A 17,093-nucleotide genomic window follows, 5' to 3' on the forward strand; every position below is an offset into this window, starting at 1 on the left:
GGGGATGGGCGGTGCTCGGCCCGGGCTCGGGCCCGGGGGCGCGGTGATGGTCGGCAGCTATTACGTGTGGATGCGTAATAGCTCGTCACGACGATGACCTCCTCAGAGCAGGCCCCTCGGTCGGCACCGAGCGGAACCCCGGGGCGAGCACCATAATCGAGCCATGACGGAGAACCACGCCATGCCGAGCGCGCGACCGGTGCACCCCGACGCCGTGATGGAGCCGCCTGCGCGGTGGGCGCCCTGGCGGGAGATCCTGCTCAACATCGTCTTCCTGGCAGCTGGGGTGACCGTGTTCGGGCTCGCCTTCGATCGGTTCGCCTGGCCGCTGTGGCTCTCCGTCGGCGTCTATGCCGCCGTCTTCGTCGCGTGGATGGTCGCACTGCGCGTCATGCGCCGCCGGGCGGCCCGGCAGGTCCGCCGCTGACTCCACCGCTGTGCTGATGCGCGCGCCCACGCGGGCACGGTGGCGATTCTTCTCAGCGGCGCCGTGCAAGCAGGTGCGTGACGAGGCCGGCGGTGAGGATGCCGACGGCGACGACGCCCAGCGGAGCGGCAGCCATAAAGAGCAGACCCGCACCGATGTTCGCTCCGGTGTCGGGCTCGGACAGCAGGAGAGCAGCCAGCAGCAGTGCACCGAAGAGACCTGAGATGGCGGCGACGATGCCGCCGACGACGAACAGGCTGCGAGAGGTCTCGGTCATGCGACCATCCTCGTGCATGAGCGGCCTCGTCGAGAGTCGCGGACGGGCGGCATGCCGCGACTCCGCCGCTGTGCTGATGCACGACCGTCGCGGGGCCGAGATGAAGGCGTCGAATCGGGGCCGGTGCCCGCGCCGCATCGGGTCCTCGCGGGGGATGCGGGGCGCGCCTCCTGCTGATGGACTGTCGTCATGTCGCCGACCGCAGCATTCCGTCTCCGCGTGGTGCTGCTGACGCTCGGGTCTCTCGGCGCGATCCTGACCGCGGGCGGGCCCGTCTTGCTGGCTGCCGACGTTCTGGCGGAGTCACGCGGATTCCGACCGGACGGCATCGGGCTGATCGTGCCCGGGGTCGTCGCCACAGCACTCGTCATCGCCCTGTCGGCGGTCGCCTGCGTCGTCGTCTTCGCGAGTGGCGGGTCGTCTCCGACCACTCGGGCGAGGTGCAGCGCGGCCCTCGCGGTGACGCCGGTGCTGCTCACCGGGGGCATCGCGGTGTGGTGCGCTCGATACCTGTCGTCGAGCACGACCTTCGGTGCGGAGACCGTCTGGATCGGCGTGGCGGCCGCATCCGTCATCGCGTTCGCCCTCGCGTGCGCCGCCCTGCTCGGAGCGTCGCTCGTCCGTGGCGACGCGAGCCGGTCCGTGCTGCTCGTCATCGGTCTCGGCTGCCTGATCGCCGGCGCCGTCCTCCAGCCCGCGTTCCTCCCGGGCGCCATTCTCGCGAGCGCGCTCGCGGTGTGCTCGGGTGCGTTCGGCGCGGACGCGCGGGCGGACCGAGTGCGGCGGGTTCCCGTCATCGGGGGCGGGTCAGCGCTGACCCGCCGCCGATGACAGGAACCCGCCGCAGCTGATACGCATCGGAACGTAATAGCTCGTTACGCATAGCGCTCCCGGGCCGCGCCTGCTCAGTCCTCCTGCGCCTCCGGCAGCACCTGCCCCGCGAACGGCTCGGCGCGGCGCTCGAACTCGGCTCGGCGCGCCTCGGGCAGCAGCCCGTCCGCCCCGTACGACAGCGTGATCGACTCGGGCTCCCACCCCGCATCGGCCACGTCGTCGAAACGAGCCGCGAACGTGCCCTCGGCGTCGTCCTTCGAGAGGTCCTGGAAGGTGAACGAGAGCCACTGACCCGTCGGCCCCTCGAGACCACCCGACACGATCACCTGCTCGGCCAGCGTCGTCCCGCCGGTCTGCGCCAGGCGGTCGGCGGCGGGCTGCGGCCAGCGCTCGTCGTCGAACCAGGGCTCGGACCAGCCGTGCCGGGCGGCGACCTCGCCGATGATCGCGACCGCCGCCTCCTTCTCGGCCCACGACCGCGGCACCGACGAGGTCTGATCGGTCGGCAGGTTCACGACCTCGAGCAGCGACGGCCCGCCCCACCCGTTGTCGGTCGGGAACGCCACCTCGTCGTCGGACAGACCTGCAGGAGGCGCGACCCACCTCACCGAGAACCGCTCCGTCAGCGCCGCCTCCATCTCGTCGACCATCGCCTCGCCCTCCGCGACGCCCTCCTCGAGAGAGGGGCCGGCCAGCACCTCGTCGACGGGCAGACCGAACCGGCCGGGGTGCTCACTCCAGTCGAGCTCGGTCTCACGCCCCTGAGCGTCGACGACCGTCGTGACGACCGGATCGGGCACGAGCAGCCAGGCCAGAGCGCCGATGCCGAGAGCGGGCACGGCGAGAGCCAGGCCGACGACCAGGGCGACGGTGCGGCGGCTCGACCCGCGCCTCCTGCCGTCTGTCGCGGCGGCGAGGTCGGCGGTGGCGTGGTCGGCGGTGGCGTGGTCGGTCGTGTCGGTGGGCATGGGCCGAGTCTCGGGCAGGCCGGCGGCGGCCCGCATCCCTCGCGAGGACCATCCCGCTCGGCAGGAGGCGCGAGTCGGGTTCGGCGGGTTCCCGTCCTCCGCGGCGGGTCAGCGCTGACCCGCCCCCGATGACGGGAACCCGCCGCAGCCCCCGACCCAGGCCCCCGGACCCAGGACAGCAGGAGGCGCGGGGTCCAGAGTCGAGGGATGGCACACATCCTCGTCACCGGCTCGACCGACGGCCTCGGCCGCGGCGCCGCCGAAGCCCTGCTCGAGCAGGGGCACCACGTCGTCGTCCACGCGCGCAGCGACTCCCGCGGGGAGGTGCTGCAGCCGCTCGTCGACCGCGGCGCCCGACTCGTCGTCGCCGACCTCGGCGACCGAGACGCGGTCACGGCGCTCGCCGACGAGCTGAACGCCCTCGACTCCCCGCTCGACGCGGTCATCCACAACGCCGGGCTCATCAGGGGCGAGGCGATGATGCCGGTCAACGTCGTCGCGCCCTACCTGCTCACCGCCCTGCTGACGGCGCCGACCCGGCACGTGTATCTCAGCAGCGGCATGCACAAGAGCGGCAGCGCGTCGGTGCTCGACACCGTCGACTGGGCGGGGTCGCGCGAGACGGGGTCGTACTCCGACAGCAAGCTGTTCGTGACGGCGTTCTCGGCGGCTGTCGCGCGCCTCCTGCCCGATCTGCGCAGCAACGCGGTCGACCCGGGCTGGGTGGCCACGAAGATGGGAGGCGCGGGGGCGCCCGACGACTTCGAGCTCGGTCACCGCACGCAGCGTCTGCTGGCCCTGGGCGAGCTGGGCGAGGTCAGCGGGGCGTACTGGTTCCACGACGAGCAGCAGCGGCCACACGAGTCTGTCGGCGACGAGGGCTTCCAGGACGCGGTGCTCGCGGCGCTCGAGCGCGAGACGGGCGTGGTGCTGCCGCGCGGGTGAGCGCTGCGGGTGCGTGCGTGCATGCATTCGTGTGCGTGTGCGTGTGCGTGCGCACGGGCCGGGTTCGGCGGGTCCCCGTCATCGGCGGCGGGTCAGCGCTGACCCGCCCCGAGTGACACGAACCCGCCGCACCCACGCGCGCCTCGCGAAGCATCGACACCCCGTAAGCGGGGTGCCTGTTCCCACCTCAGCCGCGTAGCGTGATCTGCAGCGGCCGGGCTGCAGGTGTCGGATAGTTCGAGCGGTGGAGGACGAGGAGGCGCGGTGAGCGAGACGACGATGGATCGTTCCGAAGCACGGGAGCGTCTCCGGCTGGCGGCGCTGGACGACCTGGGGATCATGGGCACCGGTGCGGAGGAGCGCTTCGACCGGATCACGCGCATGGCCAAGCAGCTCTTCGGGGTGCCGATCGCCGAGATCAACTTCATCGACCAGGACCACCAGTTCACGAAGTCCCCGCAGTCACCGGGCGGGGCGCCGTTCGGACCGCGGGCGGACTCGTTCTGCGATGTCGTCGTGCAGCAGCCCGACATACTCGTCGTCCCCGATGCCCTCGAGGATGCGCGGTTCGCTCACCGAGGGTCCGTCACGGGCGACCCCCACATCCGCTTCTACGCAGGTCGACCCCTGAGCGTGGCCGACGGCGCCCAGGTCGGGACGATCTGCCTCGTCGACACGGCCGCACGCGACCTCACCCTCGAGGATCAGGATCTCCTCGACGAGCTCGGCGCCTGGGTCGAACGCGAGCTGCGCCAGGTGCACGCCGCCGATCACGCCCGGCGCACCCAGCAGCAGATGCTCCCCGAGCCGTTCACGCACGAAGACGGGTTCACGGTCGCCGGCTTCACGCGGCCGTACTCCGAGGTCGCAGGCGACTTCTTCACCTCCGTCTCGTCGCCCGAGCGGATCGACGTCACCCTCACCGACGTGATGGGCAAGGGCTACTCCGCCGCCCTCATCGCCGCGACGGTGCGAGCCGCATTCCAGGCTCGACCCGGCTGGGATCCCGCTGCCGCCGTCTCCGCGGTCAACGAGCAGGTGCTCGCCGACCTCTCGGCGACGGGGACCTTCGCCACCCTCTTCCATGCGGCCCTCGACACTCGAACCGGTCTGCTCCGATTCGCCGACGCGGGACACGGCCTGTCGGTCGTCATCCGCACCGACGGGACCTCGGAGCGGTTGGCCTCGACGGACCTCCCGATCGGAATCGCCCAGGGCGGCGGATGGACGGCCCACGAGACCACTCTGAACCCCGGCGAGGTCCTGTTCACCTGCTCGGACGGCGCGCTCGACCTGTACGACGGCACGCTGGGCGCCCTGGATGAGCTCGCGGCCCTCGTCCGACGATCCGCCGACGACGCGAGCCTGTTCGCAGCGCTGTCGGATGCCATCGGAGCCCTCCGTCCCGAGGACGACGTCACCGTGCTGGTCGTCCGTCGTCACGAGAAGAAAGCGATGCGACCGTGATCACCTCCCTGACCTACCTGAGCACGGCGTCCACGCCGTTCGATGCGACGCGGATCGCGGCCCTGCTGCTGCAGAGCCGCGAGAACAACGAGCGCCACGGCCTCACCGGGATGCTCCTCTACAAGAAGGGCCGCTTCATGCAGGTCCTCGAAGGCGCCGACAGGGATGTCCGCGAGAGATACGCGGCGATCTCCGCCGATCCCCGCCACACGGATCTCAAGACGCTGCTCGACGAGTCCATCGAGCAGCGGAGGTTCCCGCAGTGGTCGATGGGTCTCCCCGACCCCGTCGACGCCGACCTGCGCACGGCACCCGGCTACGAGTCCCTCTTCGAGACACCCGTCGGGCGCTTCGGGATCCGAGAGGACTCCTCCCGTGCCCAGCTCCTCCTCGAATGGTTCCGCCGCAAGGCGTAGCCCGTACGACGCATCACGCCCGGCACCCGACGCCCCGGCACACGACGACGCGGCGTCCAGGGCCCGTGGGCCCCGGACACCGCGTCGTCGGTCGGTCAGCGCGCGGTCACGCCTCGCGGCCGGCGGGCATCTGGGTCTTGCGGGGGTCGGTCTCGGCAAGCCCGGCGAAGATCGACTCGATCTTCGAGAGCACGTCGGACTCGAGCTTCACGCCCGACGCCTTCGCGTTCGACTCGACCTGCTCGGGGCGCGACGCCCCGATGATCGCCGACGCCACGTTCTCGTTCGACAGCACCCAGGCGAGCGACAGCTGCGCCTGCGTCAGACCGAGCTCGTCGGCGATCGGCTTCAGCTGGGCGACCGCGTCGAGGACGTCGTCGCGCATCCAGCGCTCGATCATCGCCGCTCCGCCCTTCTGGTCGGTCGCCCGGCTGCCCTCGGGCAGAGCGGCGCCCTTCGTGTACTTGCCCGTCAGCACGCCCTGCGCGATGGGCGACCAGACGATCTGCGAGATGCCGAGCTCCTTCGAGGTCGGGACCACCTCCTCCTCGATGACCCTCCACAGCAGCGAGTACTCGGGCTGGTTCGAGACGAGCTGGATCTTCAGCTCACGCGCCAGCCGGTGCGCCTCGCGCAGCTGCTCGGCGTTCCACTCCGAGACGCCGATGTAGAGCACCTTGCCCTGACGCACGAGGTCGGCGAAGGTCTCCATCGTCTCCTCCAGCGGCGTCTCGACGTCGTACCGGTGCGCCTGATAGAGGTCGACGTAGTCGGTCTGCAGCCGCTTCAGCGACGCGTTGATCGACTCGGTGATGTGCTTGCGGCTGAGGCCGGTGTCGTTGTGACCCTTGGGACCGGTCGGGCCGTAGACCTTCGTGAAGATCTCGACCGACTCGCGCCGCTCGCCCTTCAGCGCCTCGCCGAGCACCACCTCGGCCTGCGTGTTCGCGTAGACGTCGGCCGTGTCGAACGTCGAGATGCCGACGTCGAGCGAGGCGCGGACGCACGCGGTCGCGGTGTCGTTCTCGACCTGCGAGCCGTGCGTCAGCCAGTTGCCGAACGTGAGCTCGGAGACCTTGAGTCCTGAGTTGCCGAGGTACCTGAATTCCATGGGGTTCTCCTTGTCGGGCGCGCTCCGCTGCGGGCCGTCGTCGACGCTACGCCTCGAGGGCGCCGTCGCGGCCTCACCCCACCCGCGGCCAGTCGGTCGTCAGGTACGCCTCGACCGCGCGGTTGCGGAACGAGTAGGGCTTGCCTCGATCGATGATGCCCCGGACGGTGTCCAGCCTTCGCGACACGGCACCCACCTGGGGCGCGCTCGTCGCCCCCATGCGCTGCGCGATCACGGTGAGCTTCCGGTCGTCGCGGGGCAAGGCCGCCATCGCGTTGATGAACTCCTGTTCGCCGGACGGCAGACGGTTCAGGATGCGTTCGACGTGGGCTGACGCTTCGCTCTCGGCGCCTCGCCACCCGGAGACGACGTCGTCTTCCGAGATCGTCGCGCCGTCGCTCGCGTTCCAGGCACGCTGGCCCGCGAGCTGGAAGAGGAACGGCTCTCCGCAGCACAGCTCGGCGATCGCCTTCGTCGCCTCTCGGCTCATCCGCACGATCTCGACACCGCCGTCGGCGGCCGCAGTCTCCCAGCCTTCGACGACGAACGGCTGCAGGGCCTGAAGCAGGGCCCCTTCGTCGAGTGCGGCCAGGGTCGTGGTGCGGAACCGCCGGGCGAAGGTCGCCCCCTTGCGCGCCCCGGCCATGTCCTCGAAGTCGGGCAATCCCGTCAGGTAGACGGCGATGGGCAGGAACCGTGTCACCACGACCCCGCCCGGGGCCGTCACCTCGACCTCGTATGACAGGGCGTCGCCGAGCGCGATCAGCAGCTGCGACAGGGCCGCCTCGTCGGCGATGTTCTGCACCTCGTCGATGTGGATCATCACGACGACGCCCTGCTCGATCGCCGCTCGTCCGAGCTCGACCAGCAGCTCGAACAAGGCGGTGGACGGCTCCGCACCCTCGCCGCCTCGCACCGTGACCGAGAACCCCGAGATCGCGACCTGCTCGACCCGAGCCAGGAGCTGCAGCACATGCTGTCGAGAGGAGGCGCGCAGACCCGCTGTGTCGGCCAGGCGCAGCACTGCGGAGGCGACCAGCTTCAGAGGGTCCGCCCCGACCGGCATGCGCACCTGCGGGGTCACCCAGTCGCCGAGCTCTGCGGCGTCGCGGGCGATGCGGCGTACCAGGCTCGATTTGCCGGTGCCCGGCTCGCCGAGGATCGTCCGGCCGGTCTCGTACAGACCCGCATTCCTCCGGGGTCGCAGGACGTCTCTCCAGTCGCTGAGCTGTTCGAAGCGACCTGCCCAGACGTCGGGGACGATGTCGGATCCAGCCTGGAAGGGGTTCGTGAGGGGCGACCGCATGAAGATAAAGTTATCAGAGGCTAGGTCGACCACTGATAACTTTATCAAACGAGGCCGGGTCAGGGTTGGAGCGCTGAGCGCATGGCTCTCACCCCCCCCCGCGCCTACTCCGGCCGCTGCGCCGCGGGCTCCGTTTTCTCCGCGCGCACCGCCGGCTCGTTCTGCCGCGCCCCCGCGGGCCACGACTCGGGCCCCGCCGATCCGGCCGGGTACGTGTCGAGCTCGACGTCGCCCGCGTTCCACGCCGCGATCACCGGGTCGACGATGCGCCAGCACTGCTCCGCCGTGTCGCCGCGCACCGACAGGGTCGGGTCGTCGTCGAGGATCCCGCTCAGCACCTCGCCGTAGGCCGTCAGATCCGAGCTGCCGAACTCCGCGTGCAGCGCCGCGCGACCGAGGTCGTACGCGTCACCCGGGCCGTTGACGTTCAGCTCGAGCGACATCTCGTCGGGGCTGATGGCGATGCGGAGGCGGTCGGGCGTGCCACCGCCGACGAACTCGGCGGGGACGTGCGCGGGCGGACGGAACGTGATCACGATCTCGCGCCTCCTCGAGGCCAGCGCCTTGCCCGACCGGAGCAGGATCGGCACCCCGGCCCAGCGCCAGTTCGCCACCTCGACCACGACCTCCGCCAGCGTCTCGGTCTCGAGCGAGGGGTCGACGCCCTCCTCCGAGGCGTAGGCCGGCAGCTCGCGCCCGTCGACCGTGCCCGCCTCGTACCGCGCACGCCGGCTGTTCGCCACCGGATCGCCCTCCCACAGCCGCGTCGCCCGCAGCACCAGGCCCTTCTCGTCGCGCAGATCGGCCGCCGTCAACGTCGCCGGGGCGTTCATCGTCAGCACCGCCATCACCTGCAGCAGGTGACTCTGGATCATGTCGACCAGCGCCCCCGCGTGGTCGTAGTAGCGGGCCCGGTTCTCGAGACCGAGCTCCTCGTCGTAGACGATCTCGATGCTCTCGACGTGCGTGTTGTTCAGCATCGGCTCGATCAGCCGGTTCGCGAAGCGCAGCCCGAGCAGGTTCAGCACCGTCGACCGTCCCAGGAAGTGGTCGACCCGGTGCACCTGGTCTTCGGGCACCAGCGCCAGCACCTCGCGGTTCAGCTTCTCGGCCGTCGCCAGGTCGGTGCCGAACGGCTTCTCGAGCGCCAGCGCCGTGCCCTCGGGCAGGTCGAGCTCGGCCAGGGCCGCGCAGCACTTCGCGGTGATCGCCGGCGGCAGAGCGAAGTAGATCGAAGGAGGCGCGGTGCACTCGCCGAGGAGCGCCCGCATCTGCTCGGCATCGGTCACGTCGACCGTCCGGTAGATCGTCGACTCGAGCAGCGCCTCGACCGCCGGGCCCGACGCCTCGACGCTCTCGAACGCCTCGGCGACGTGCGCGCGCCACGCGTTCTCGTCGAACTCCTCGGTGCCGGCGCCGACCAGCTGCACCCGCCGCTCGGACTCATGCGTCAGCAGCCCGCCAAGGCCGGGCATCAGGAGGCGCGCAGCGAGATCACCGCTCGCGCCGAGGATCAACAGGGTCGCGGACTCGGTCGGCGCGTTCGTCATGCCTGCACGCTAGTCGGGAGGTGCGCTCGGCGCCCTCGCGCGCCTCCTCGTGCAGCCTGACACCCCGTTTTCGGCGCTACACCCGCATTCATCGGGGTGTCGCGCGGGGAAGGGGGTGTTCGGCGAGGAGCGCGCGGCCGCCGACGCGGGCCGACCGCCGCGCTGCACCCCGTTTTCGGCGCTGCACCCGCATCTATCGGGGTGTTGCGCGGGGAAGGGGGTGTTCGGCGCGGGGCGCGCGGGGCGCAGCGCGCGTCAGCGCTTGCGCGTGGGGCGGAGCGAGAGCGACTCGACGGTGGCCCCGTGCGGCAGATCGACCACCAGGCGGACGGCGTCGGCGACCGACTGGGGCTCGAGGTAGAGCGCGGCGTCGTACGTGCCGCCCTCCTTCTCGGCGAGCTCGTGCTGCATGTCGGTGTCGACCCGGCCGGGGTGGAGCGAGCTGACTCGCACCCCGTTCGGACGCTCCTCCTCGCGCAGCGAGTCGGTCAGCGCCCGCAGGGCGAACTTGCTCGCCGCGTAGGTGCTGCCGCCGGGGCCGGCGGTCAGACCCGAGCCGCTGTTGATCGTGACGACCGTGCCCTGCGCGGTGCGCAGCGCCGGCAGCAGCTGCCGGGTCAGGTCGGCCACGGCGAAGACGTTGACCTCGAAGACGCGGCGCCAGTCGTCGAGGGCGGTGCGCTCGACCTCGGCGCCGCCGATCACACCGGCCGCGTGCACGACCACGTCGAGCGACTCGAGGGTCGGCGCCTCGAACGAGTCGCCCGCGAGGTCGGCGACCCAGGCGGTCGCGGACGGGAGCGACTCGACGATCGCGGCCACCGCCTCCTGCGAGCGGCCGTGCACGATCACGTGATGGTCGCGCCCGAGCTCACGGGCGACGACGAGCCCGATGCCGCGGGTCGATCCGGTGACGAGAGCGGTCTTCACGTGCGTGTGCCTCCAGGAGGGCGATGCGGTTCGGGGCGATGCGGGTCGGGTCGGCTCAGGTGCGGATGACGGGGATCTGCCCGGTCAGCATCGGCATCTCGCGATCGCTGAGCAGCCAGTGCTCGTCGGTCGCGGTCACCAGGAACGCGAGCGGCCCGGGTCGGCACACGACGATCGCGCCGTGGTCTTGATGTTGCAGCACCTGGTCGAGCGCGCCTCCGAGATCGCGGTCGTCTTCGGAGCCGCGCGACGTCACGACGGCGCATCGGCTCTCGGCGCCCATCGCCTGCAGCAGGCGCCGCATGCCCTCGGGGTCGCTGCGGTCGGGGCCGACCGGGTGCTTGGCGTTCATGTCGACCCAGTCGGCCGACTCGAGCACGGCGGCGAGACGCTCGTCGGCCTCGTCGGCGGCGACCTGCGCGAGGTCGTGGACGGTGCCGCGCTGGTCGGGTGCGGCGAACGCCTCGAGTGCGTCGATCACGGTCTGGGGGAGCGAGGCCACAGGGTCTCCTTCAGTTCTGGTCGTCCATCATCCCATCCACAGCCGCCGGACGTTTCAGCCGACGGGGGGAGGTTCTGCTGCGAAGATGACGGGGTGAACTCGTCTGCCTCCCCACGCCCCGCCCTCGGGCTGCTCCTCGACGTCGACGGGCCGATCGCCAGCCCGATCACCCGCAGCATCGCGATCCCCGCCATCACGCGCGATCTCGTCGCCCTGGCCTCGGCCGGCATCCCGCTCGTGTTCAACACGGGCCGCTCCGACGCGTTCATCCGCGACGAGGTCGTCGTGCCGCTGATGGCAGCCGGCCTGCCCCGCGGCGCCCGCGTGCACGGCGTCTGCGAGAAGGGCGCCTCGTGGTTCTCGATCGGCCCCGAGCACGGCCCCGACGGCATGAGCGAGGTCGTCGTCGACGAGTCGCTCGCCATGCCCGCCGACTTCTCGGCCGAGATGGACTCCCTGGTCGCCGCCGAGTTCGCCGACCTCGTCTTCTTCGACCGCACCAAGCGCGCCATGGTCTCGATCGAGCAGCTCACCTCGGTCTCGTCGGCCGCCTACCTCGCGCGCCAGGCCGATCTCGACCGCAAGGCGATGGAGGCGCTGGTCGCCCGGGGCTTCGGCGTCCGCCGTCTCGACGACGTCCGCCCCGACGCCGACGGCGCCGTGCAGTGGCGCATCGACCCGACCATCATCTCGACCGACATCGAGTCCGTGCTGCTCGGCAAAGACCGGGGTGCCGAGCGCGCCCTCGAGCTGCTCGCCCTCGACGGCCCGCTGCCGATCAGCTGGCGCACCGTCGGCGACTCCCGCAGCGACTACGCCATGGCCGACTGGCTGCACGCCAACGGGCACGAGGTCGCCCACGTCGACGTGCGCCCGGCCGACGGTGTGCCCGTGACCCCGTACCCGGTGCTGACGAGCGCCACCGACCTCATCCACGACGAGGCCGGGGCGGAGTTCCTGGCCGGCTGGGTCGGCGACCTGCGCGGCTGACGCGACCCGCGCCTCCTCGGCTCGCGCCTCCCGCGACCCGCGACTGCGCGGCTGACGCGACCCGCGCCTCCTCGGCGAGCCGGTGGGTCAGCGGGGTCGGCGGGTCAGCGGGCGACGGTGTCGGTGACGCGCACGTCGTCGACCAGTCGGCGGATCGAGCCGTCGTCGCCGATCTCGACGAGCGCCCCGCCCCAGAACTGCAGGTCCGCGTCGGAGTCGAGCCTCCAGAGCGTGCGACCGCCGGCGAGGTCGACGCCCATCACCGTCGAGAACACGCGGTGACCGGCGATCGCGTCCGAGCTGTCGCTGCCGGCGACGTAGGCGACCGAGCGCGAGACGGCGACCACCGACGAGTCCGGGGGCACGTACGCCCGCATCCGCTCGGAGCCCGTCTCGGCGTCGAGCAGCAGCAGAGCCCGGTCGGCGCCCGGGTCGCCCAGCCCCGAGCGGGCGCTGAAGGTCTGCACGAACACGTCGTCGTCCCAGCGACCCGGGCGGGAGTCGCTGACGAGGGGGATGCCGCGGCTCTCACCCGTGCGCTCGACGACCCAGCGGTCGTCGCCCGTCTCGAGGTCGGCGCAGTGCACGCCCGTCCGGTCGGAGAACGCGACGCAGCCGCCGGTCACGACGGGCAGCCGGTCCTGATCGAAGGGGCGCCGCCAGCGCTCCGTGCCGTCGGGCGACCAGGCGGACACCTCGGCCCGCGAGTCCATGCCGCGCCCGAAGTCGACGACGAACACGGTGTCGTCGACCCCGTAGGCCTGGGCCGAGGGCGACAGGTCGTCGGCCCAGGCCCGCTCGTCGCCGGTCGCGCCGTCGATCACGGTGCCGGTGCCGCCGCTCACGACGAGCAGACCGTCGTCGAGCAGCACCGACGAGCTGATGTCGCCGGTCTGCTCGTCCGACCAGACCGGGGTGCCGAGGTCGTCGCGGCGGTAGAGCAGGGTGCGGGGGCCGCTCTGCGAGCCGAGGAGGGCCTCGGCCGCGGCGCCCGCGAGGGGGTCGTCCGAGTAGCCGTAGACGGGTGCGGGCGAGACCGAGACGAGCACGAGCCCGTCGTCGGCGGCCTCGACGATCGGCGTCGCGTCGTCCGAGGTGGTGACGTCGGCGAGGGCGCCGGTCGCGAGATCGACGCGAGCGTAGCCCGAGGCGCCCCGCCCGTAGCCGTAGAGACCGGTCGTGCTGACGATCGCGTCGCCCCGGGCCTCGTCGACGAACGCGGCGAGCGTGCCGCCGCCCCCGCTGATCTCGGACACGTCGACCGACCAGCGCACCGTGCCGGCCAGCGGGTCGAGGCGCACGAGCCGCTCGGAGCGGCCACGCTCGTCGTAGCAGCCCGTCTCGGTGTAGGCCAGCTGCGACGAGGTCGACACGAGCACGTCGGCGCCGACGGAGGCGAGCACCGAGTAGGTCAGGCACCCGTCGGAGACCTCGGGCAGACCGAGCGCGGCGGTCGTCAGTAGCCACGGGCCGGGAGTCGGGCGGTGCCGCAGCTCGTCGACCACGAGCCCGTCGATCGGCCCGCCCGACGCCCCGCCGACGGGGTAGCCGGGCTGCGTGGCGAGACCGAGACCGATCACCGCGGCGGTCGCGACGACGAGCGCCGTGGCCGCGACGACGAGCCGGCGCCCGAAGGAGGCGCGGTGCCAGCGGGCGCGGAGGGCCCCGTCGACGCGACGGTCGCCCTGTCCGCCCACCCGCGCCTCCTCGGTGCCTCGTCGTCGTCGTCGTGCCGCTGCCATGCGGCTCGGCCTTCAGCGTACGGGTGGGCGCCGGACGAGGAGGTGCGGGCGCGGCGGACGGCGGGCGCACCGCAGGTAGGCTGGTCGCGCTTCGACCACCCGCACCGCGCCTCCTCGGAAGGACACGTCATCGACGTCCTGATCATCTCGATCCTCGCGGTCGCGGCCGTCGCGCTCATCGTGATGCAGGCGGTCTACCGCCGGCGGGTGCTGCGTCGACGCGAGGCCGCGGGGCAGACCGTGCTCGGCAAGGGGCCGTTCATCCTGCTCGGCGTGATGGCGGCGTTCTTCGTGTTCGCAGTGTTCGTGTTCCCGGCGCTCGTCCGCGCGAGCTAGCCTCCGCTGCGCTGAGGGCTGCCCGCACAGCGCCAGAAGATGGACACGACGCCAGGTTTGAACCTGGCGCCGTGTCCATGACCTGGCGCTGTGGCATCACTGCGCGGCGTCGGCGGTCGGCGGCACCACGTCGGCCTGCGTCCGCAACCCGTGCGCGACCCCGTCGGCGTCGACCGCCACGAGCGCGCCCGCCCAGAAGTCGAGCGTGCCCCGCGAGGGCGACCGCTGCTGCCAGAGCCGCCGCCCGTCGGAGAGGTCGAACGCCGTCACCATCGTCTGCGAGAAGTCCTGGCCGACGTAGGCGTTCGAGAAGCCGACGGTCCGCGCCAGACCGGCGAGATACGAGAGCGCCGGCACCTCGGCCGAGAAGGTCGTCTCGCCCGTGGCCGGAGACAGGCCGAGCAGGGTCGTCGGGTTCTGCCCCTCGAGGTCGGCCGCGCCCGCCTCGGCAGAGCCCGCATTGACGACGATCGTGCCCCCGCCGACGACCTGCTGATACGCGTCGACCCGTGCCGCGTAGTCGTCGTCGAGGTCGAGCACCCGCTTCCACCGACTGGCGCCGTCGTCGGCCGACAGGCATTCGAGCGTCGCGGGCGCCTGGTCGAGCACGATGCAGTCGTCGGTCACCGTCACCGTCTCGGTCAGTTCGAGCGGGGTCGACCAGACCAGCGCGCCCGACCGGTCGAGGGCCATGGCCTCGCGTTCGCCGGCACGGGTCGTGACCGTGGCCACGAGCAGATCGCCCGAGACCCCGGCGTTCTCGATCGTCGCGGCGCCACCGGGCACGGGGTGCTGATCCCCGCTGGCGGCGTCGATCACCACCGGGCCGTCCGTGCTCTCGACGACCAGGTACGACCCGAGCAGCAGCGGGGTGTCGCTGGTGCCGACGTCGCCGCTCCAGATCGCCGTGTCGGGGTCGTCGACGTCGACGAGGCGGTACGGGGTCGTCTCGCCGTCGCTGTACTCGAGGTCGAGGCCGTCGTCGGAGACGCGGTCGCGGGGCTGCAGGGCCACGAGCATGCGCTCCGAGGAGATGCCGGACATCTGCTGGGCGGGCCCGGCCTCGTCGTCGGCCCCGATGACGTCGGCGAGCACGGCGCCGCTGTCGAGATCGACCCGCACCGCGCGCGAGCTCGGCGCCGACTGCCCGACGACCGTGGCGAGCGGCCCCTCGTCGTCACGGAACATGTTCATGTACAGCCCGGACTCCCCGAGCCGAGAGGCGAGATCGACCACCCACCGGGCCTCGCCGGTCGCCGGGTCGACCCGGGCGAGCAGGGCGACCGAGCCGTCGCACCCGTCGTAGGCGGTCGCCGAGCTCACGATCACGGCGTCGCCCCCGATCTCGCCGACCGGTCGCATCCCCCGGCAGCCCTCGGGCAGCGGCGTGCCGTGGATCGCCGCGAGATCGGTGCTCCACAGCTCGCCCTCCGGCGCGATCCGCAGGTCGCCGAGCAGCTGGTCGCCCTCCGACCACTCGGGATAGACGGGCTGCGTGCCGACGCCGAGCGTCGTGACGACCGCGGTCGCGACGAGCAGGGCCGCGAACACCGTCGCGACGCGACGCCCCGAGGAGGCGCGGTGCCAGCGACCCCGCAGCCAGCCCGTGTCATTCCCCATGGCGTCATCGTACGAGGGAAGGGCGCGCCTCCTTGTATGCTGGCGCGTCGTCCCCAGGCGGGGGCCGGCACCGTCGAACGAGGAGACGAGATGGCGAACCCCACGCCCACCCGCGGGCCCCGCAGCCTGTGGCGCACGAAGTCGGTCGAGTCGTCGATCGCCGACTCGAACATCGCCGAGAACGGCCTGAAGCGCACGCTCGGCACCTGGGATCTGACGCTCATGGGCGTCGCTGTGGCCGTCGGCGCGGGCATCTTCTCGGTCGGCGCGAACGCCGCCGCGAACTACGCCGGGCCGGCCGTCACGCTGTCGTTCATCCTCGCCGCGCTCACCTGCGGGCTCGCGATCATGTGCTACGCCGAGTTCGCGTCGACCATCCCGGTCGCCGGCAGCGCCTACACGTTCACCTACGCGACGATGGGCGAGTTCCTCGCCTGGATCATCGGGTGGGACCTCATCCTCGAGATGTTCACCGCCTCGGCCGTGCTCGCCAAGTACTGGGGCGTGTACCTCGCGTCGGCGTTCGAGACCTTCGGCATCGGCATCCCCGCGACCTTCATGCTGGGCGGCATCGAGGTCAGCTGGCCGGCGTTCCTGATCGTCGCCGTCTTCACCGCGCTGCTCGTCGCGGGCACGCAGCTGACCGCCCGCGTCGGCGCCGTCTTCACGATCATCAAGGTCGCGATCGTGCTCTTCGTGATCGTCGTCGGCTTCTTCTTCGTGCGCGCCGCGAACTACACGCCCTTCGTGCCCGCCGCCGAGCCGAGCGCGAACGGCGCCGGCGCGAGCGACACCTGGTCGCAGTCGATGTTCTCGTTCATGACCGGCGCGGCCCCCGCGCAGTACGGCGTCTTCGGGCTGCTCGCCGCGGCGTCGCTCGTCTTCTTCGCGTTCATCGGGTTCGACGTCGTCGCGACCAGCGCCGAAGAGGTCAAGAACCCGCAGAAGACGCTGCCCCGCGGCATCTTCCTCGGTCTCGCCGTCGTGACCGTGCTCTACGTGCTCGTCTCGATCGTGCTGACCGGCATGGTGTCGTACCGCGACCTGGCCGGCGAAGAGGACCCCTCGCTCGCGACCGCGTTCCGCCTCGTGGGCGCCGACTGGGCCGCCGGTGTCATCTCGGTCGGCGCGCTCGCCGGTCTGACGACGGTCATCATGGTGCTGCTGCTCGGCCTGTCGCGCATCGTGTTCTCGATGAGCCGCGACGGCCTGCTGCCCCGCTGGCTCGCGAAGACGAGCCCGACCCGCAAGACCCCGGTGCGCATCCAGGTCATCGCCGGAACGGTCGTCGCGTTCGTCGCCGCGTTCACCGACGTGGGAGTGCTCGAGGAGATGATCAACATCGGCACCCTCTCGGCGTTCGTGCTGGTCAGCATCGGCGTGATCGTGCTGCGTCGCAAGCGCCCCGATCTGCCGCGGGCGTTCCGCGTGCCGCTGTCGCCGGTGCTGCCGATCCTGTCGGCCGCGCTCTGCGTGTGGCTGATGCTGAACCTGACGACGCTGACCTGGGCGCGGTTCGCGGCCTGGCTCGTGCTCGGCGTGATCGTGTACTTCGCGTACGGACGGCGGCACTCGCGGGTCGGTCGGGGCGAGGACGCATCGGCCGATGCCGGGGTCGGGACGTCGGCTGCGTCGGGGGTCGAGCGCCCGTAGCGCCCTTAGCGGCGGGCCT

The 17,093-nt window shown here is 71.8% G+C and carries 17 protein-coding genes; 8 read left to right on the forward strand and 9 right to left on the reverse strand.

Annotated features, from left to right (window positions below; translation table 11 throughout):
- Positions 1-163: 163 nt before the first annotated feature.
- Entirely contained in the window at positions 164-427 is a 264-nt protein-coding gene (locus tag SOM11_RS04910; protein ID WP_243215916.1) for a hypothetical protein, read from the forward strand.
- Positions 428-479: 52 nt separating this feature from the next.
- On the opposite strand, the gene SOM11_RS04915 is transcribed toward SOM11_RS04910, so the two are convergent.
- Positions 480-704, reverse strand: coding sequence for a hypothetical protein (locus SOM11_RS04915; protein ID WP_243215914.1), 225 nt, complete (start codon positions 702-704; stop codon positions 480-482).
- Positions 705-893: 189 nt separating this feature from the next.
- On the opposite strand from SOM11_RS04915, the gene SOM11_RS04920 reads away from it, so the two are divergent.
- Positions 894-1,535 carry a hypothetical protein gene (locus SOM11_RS04920; RefSeq protein ID WP_320477378.1) on the forward strand — a complete coding sequence of 214 codons (642 nt, stop codon included), beginning with the start codon at positions 894-896 and terminating at the stop codon, positions 1,533-1,535.
- Between the two features lie 74 nt (positions 1,536-1,609).
- Here SOM11_RS04920 and SOM11_RS04925 read toward each other — a convergent pair whose 3' ends face one another.
- Positions 1,610-2,506, reverse strand: coding sequence for a hypothetical protein (locus SOM11_RS04925; protein WP_320477379.1), 897 nt, complete (start codon positions 2,504-2,506; stop codon positions 1,610-1,612).
- Between the two features lie 207 nt (positions 2,507-2,713).
- Here SOM11_RS04925 and SOM11_RS04930 point away from each other — a divergent pair, with 207 nt between their 5' ends.
- From SOM11_RS04930 to SOM11_RS04940, 3 genes are all read left to right on the forward strand, one after another.
- On the forward strand, positions 2,714-3,451 hold the full coding sequence (locus tag SOM11_RS04930; RefSeq protein ID WP_243216612.1) for an SDR family NAD(P)-dependent oxidoreductase: 738 nt from the start codon (positions 2,714-2,716) through the stop codon (positions 3,449-3,451).
- A gap of 264 nt (positions 3,452-3,715) precedes the next feature.
- The gene (locus tag SOM11_RS04935) at positions 3,716-4,918 is read left to right on the forward strand and encodes a GAF domain-containing SpoIIE family protein phosphatase (protein WP_320477380.1); all 1,203 of its coding nucleotides are present in this window, start codon (positions 3,716-3,718) and stop codon (positions 4,916-4,918) included.
- Positions 4,915-5,334 carry a BLUF domain-containing protein gene (locus tag SOM11_RS04940; RefSeq protein WP_320477381.1) on the forward strand — a complete coding sequence of 140 codons (420 nt, stop codon included), beginning with the start codon at positions 4,915-4,917 and terminating at the stop codon, positions 5,332-5,334. The genes SOM11_RS04935 and SOM11_RS04940 overlap by 4 nt, the downstream gene beginning before the upstream one ends.
- Before the next feature lie 106 nt (positions 5,335-5,440).
- Here SOM11_RS04940 and SOM11_RS04945 read toward each other — a convergent pair whose 3' ends face one another.
- The 5 genes from SOM11_RS04945 to SOM11_RS04965 all read right to left on the reverse strand — a co-directional run bounded on the left by SOM11_RS04945 (position 5,441) and on the right by SOM11_RS04965 (position 10,733).
- A complete protein-coding gene (locus SOM11_RS04945; RefSeq protein WP_243215331.1) occupies positions 5,441-6,445 on the reverse strand; it encodes an aldo/keto reductase family protein in 1,005 nt (334 codons plus the stop codon).
- Between the two features lie 73 nt (positions 6,446-6,518).
- Positions 6,519-7,751: an ATP-binding protein gene (locus SOM11_RS04950; RefSeq protein ID WP_192060955.1), complete on the reverse strand. Its 1,233-nt coding sequence runs from the start codon at positions 7,749-7,751 to the stop codon at positions 6,519-6,521.
- 104 nt (positions 7,752-7,855) lie between these two features.
- Complete coding sequence (locus SOM11_RS04955; protein WP_320477382.1) at positions 7,856-9,301, reverse strand: glucose-6-phosphate dehydrogenase; 1,446 nt, start codon at positions 9,299-9,301, stop codon at positions 7,856-7,858.
- 255 nt (positions 9,302-9,556) lie between these two features.
- Complete coding sequence (locus tag SOM11_RS04960; protein WP_320477383.1) at positions 9,557-10,231, reverse strand: SDR family oxidoreductase; 675 nt, start codon at positions 10,229-10,231, stop codon at positions 9,557-9,559.
- A 55-nt stretch (positions 10,232-10,286) separates the two neighbouring features.
- A complete protein-coding gene (locus tag SOM11_RS04965) occupies positions 10,287-10,733 on the reverse strand; it encodes a hypothetical protein (RefSeq protein WP_192060958.1) in 447 nt (148 codons plus the stop codon).
- Between the two features lie 93 nt (positions 10,734-10,826).
- On the opposite strand from SOM11_RS04965, the gene SOM11_RS04970 reads away from it, so the two are divergent.
- Positions 10,827-11,723: a hypothetical protein gene (locus SOM11_RS04970; RefSeq protein ID WP_320477384.1), complete on the forward strand. Its 897-nt coding sequence runs from the start codon at positions 10,827-10,829 to the stop codon at positions 11,721-11,723.
- A gap of 104 nt (positions 11,724-11,827) precedes the next feature.
- On the opposite strand, the gene SOM11_RS04975 is transcribed toward SOM11_RS04970, so the two are convergent.
- Complete coding sequence (locus SOM11_RS04975) at positions 11,828-13,465, reverse strand: PQQ-binding-like beta-propeller repeat protein (RefSeq protein WP_320477385.1); 1,638 nt, start codon at positions 13,463-13,465, stop codon at positions 11,828-11,830.
- A 42-nt stretch (positions 13,466-13,507) separates the two neighbouring features.
- Here SOM11_RS04975 and SOM11_RS04980 point away from each other — a divergent pair, with 42 nt between their 5' ends.
- Positions 13,508-13,801 (forward strand): hypothetical protein, encoded by a 294-nt coding sequence (locus SOM11_RS04980; RefSeq protein ID WP_320477386.1) that lies wholly within the window; start codon positions 13,508-13,510, stop codon positions 13,799-13,801.
- Between the two features lie 96 nt (positions 13,802-13,897).
- Here the strand turns inward: SOM11_RS04980 and SOM11_RS04985 are convergent, their stop codons facing one another.
- Positions 13,898-15,421 carry a PQQ-binding-like beta-propeller repeat protein gene (locus SOM11_RS04985; protein ID WP_320477387.1) on the reverse strand — a complete coding sequence of 508 codons (1,524 nt, stop codon included), beginning with the start codon at positions 15,419-15,421 and terminating at the stop codon, positions 13,898-13,900.
- Positions 15,422-15,511: 90 nt separating this feature from the next.
- On the opposite strand from SOM11_RS04985, the gene SOM11_RS04990 reads away from it, so the two are divergent.
- On the forward strand, positions 15,512-17,074 hold the full coding sequence (locus tag SOM11_RS04990) for an APC family permease (RefSeq protein WP_192060963.1): 1,563 nt from the start codon (positions 15,512-15,514) through the stop codon (positions 17,072-17,074).
- Positions 17,075-17,093 lie beyond the last annotated feature (19 nt).

Source organism: Frigoribacterium sp. CFBP9029 (assembly GCF_034045305.1).
Taxonomy (GTDB): Bacteria; Actinomycetota; Actinomycetes; order Actinomycetales; family Microbacteriaceae; genus Frigoribacterium.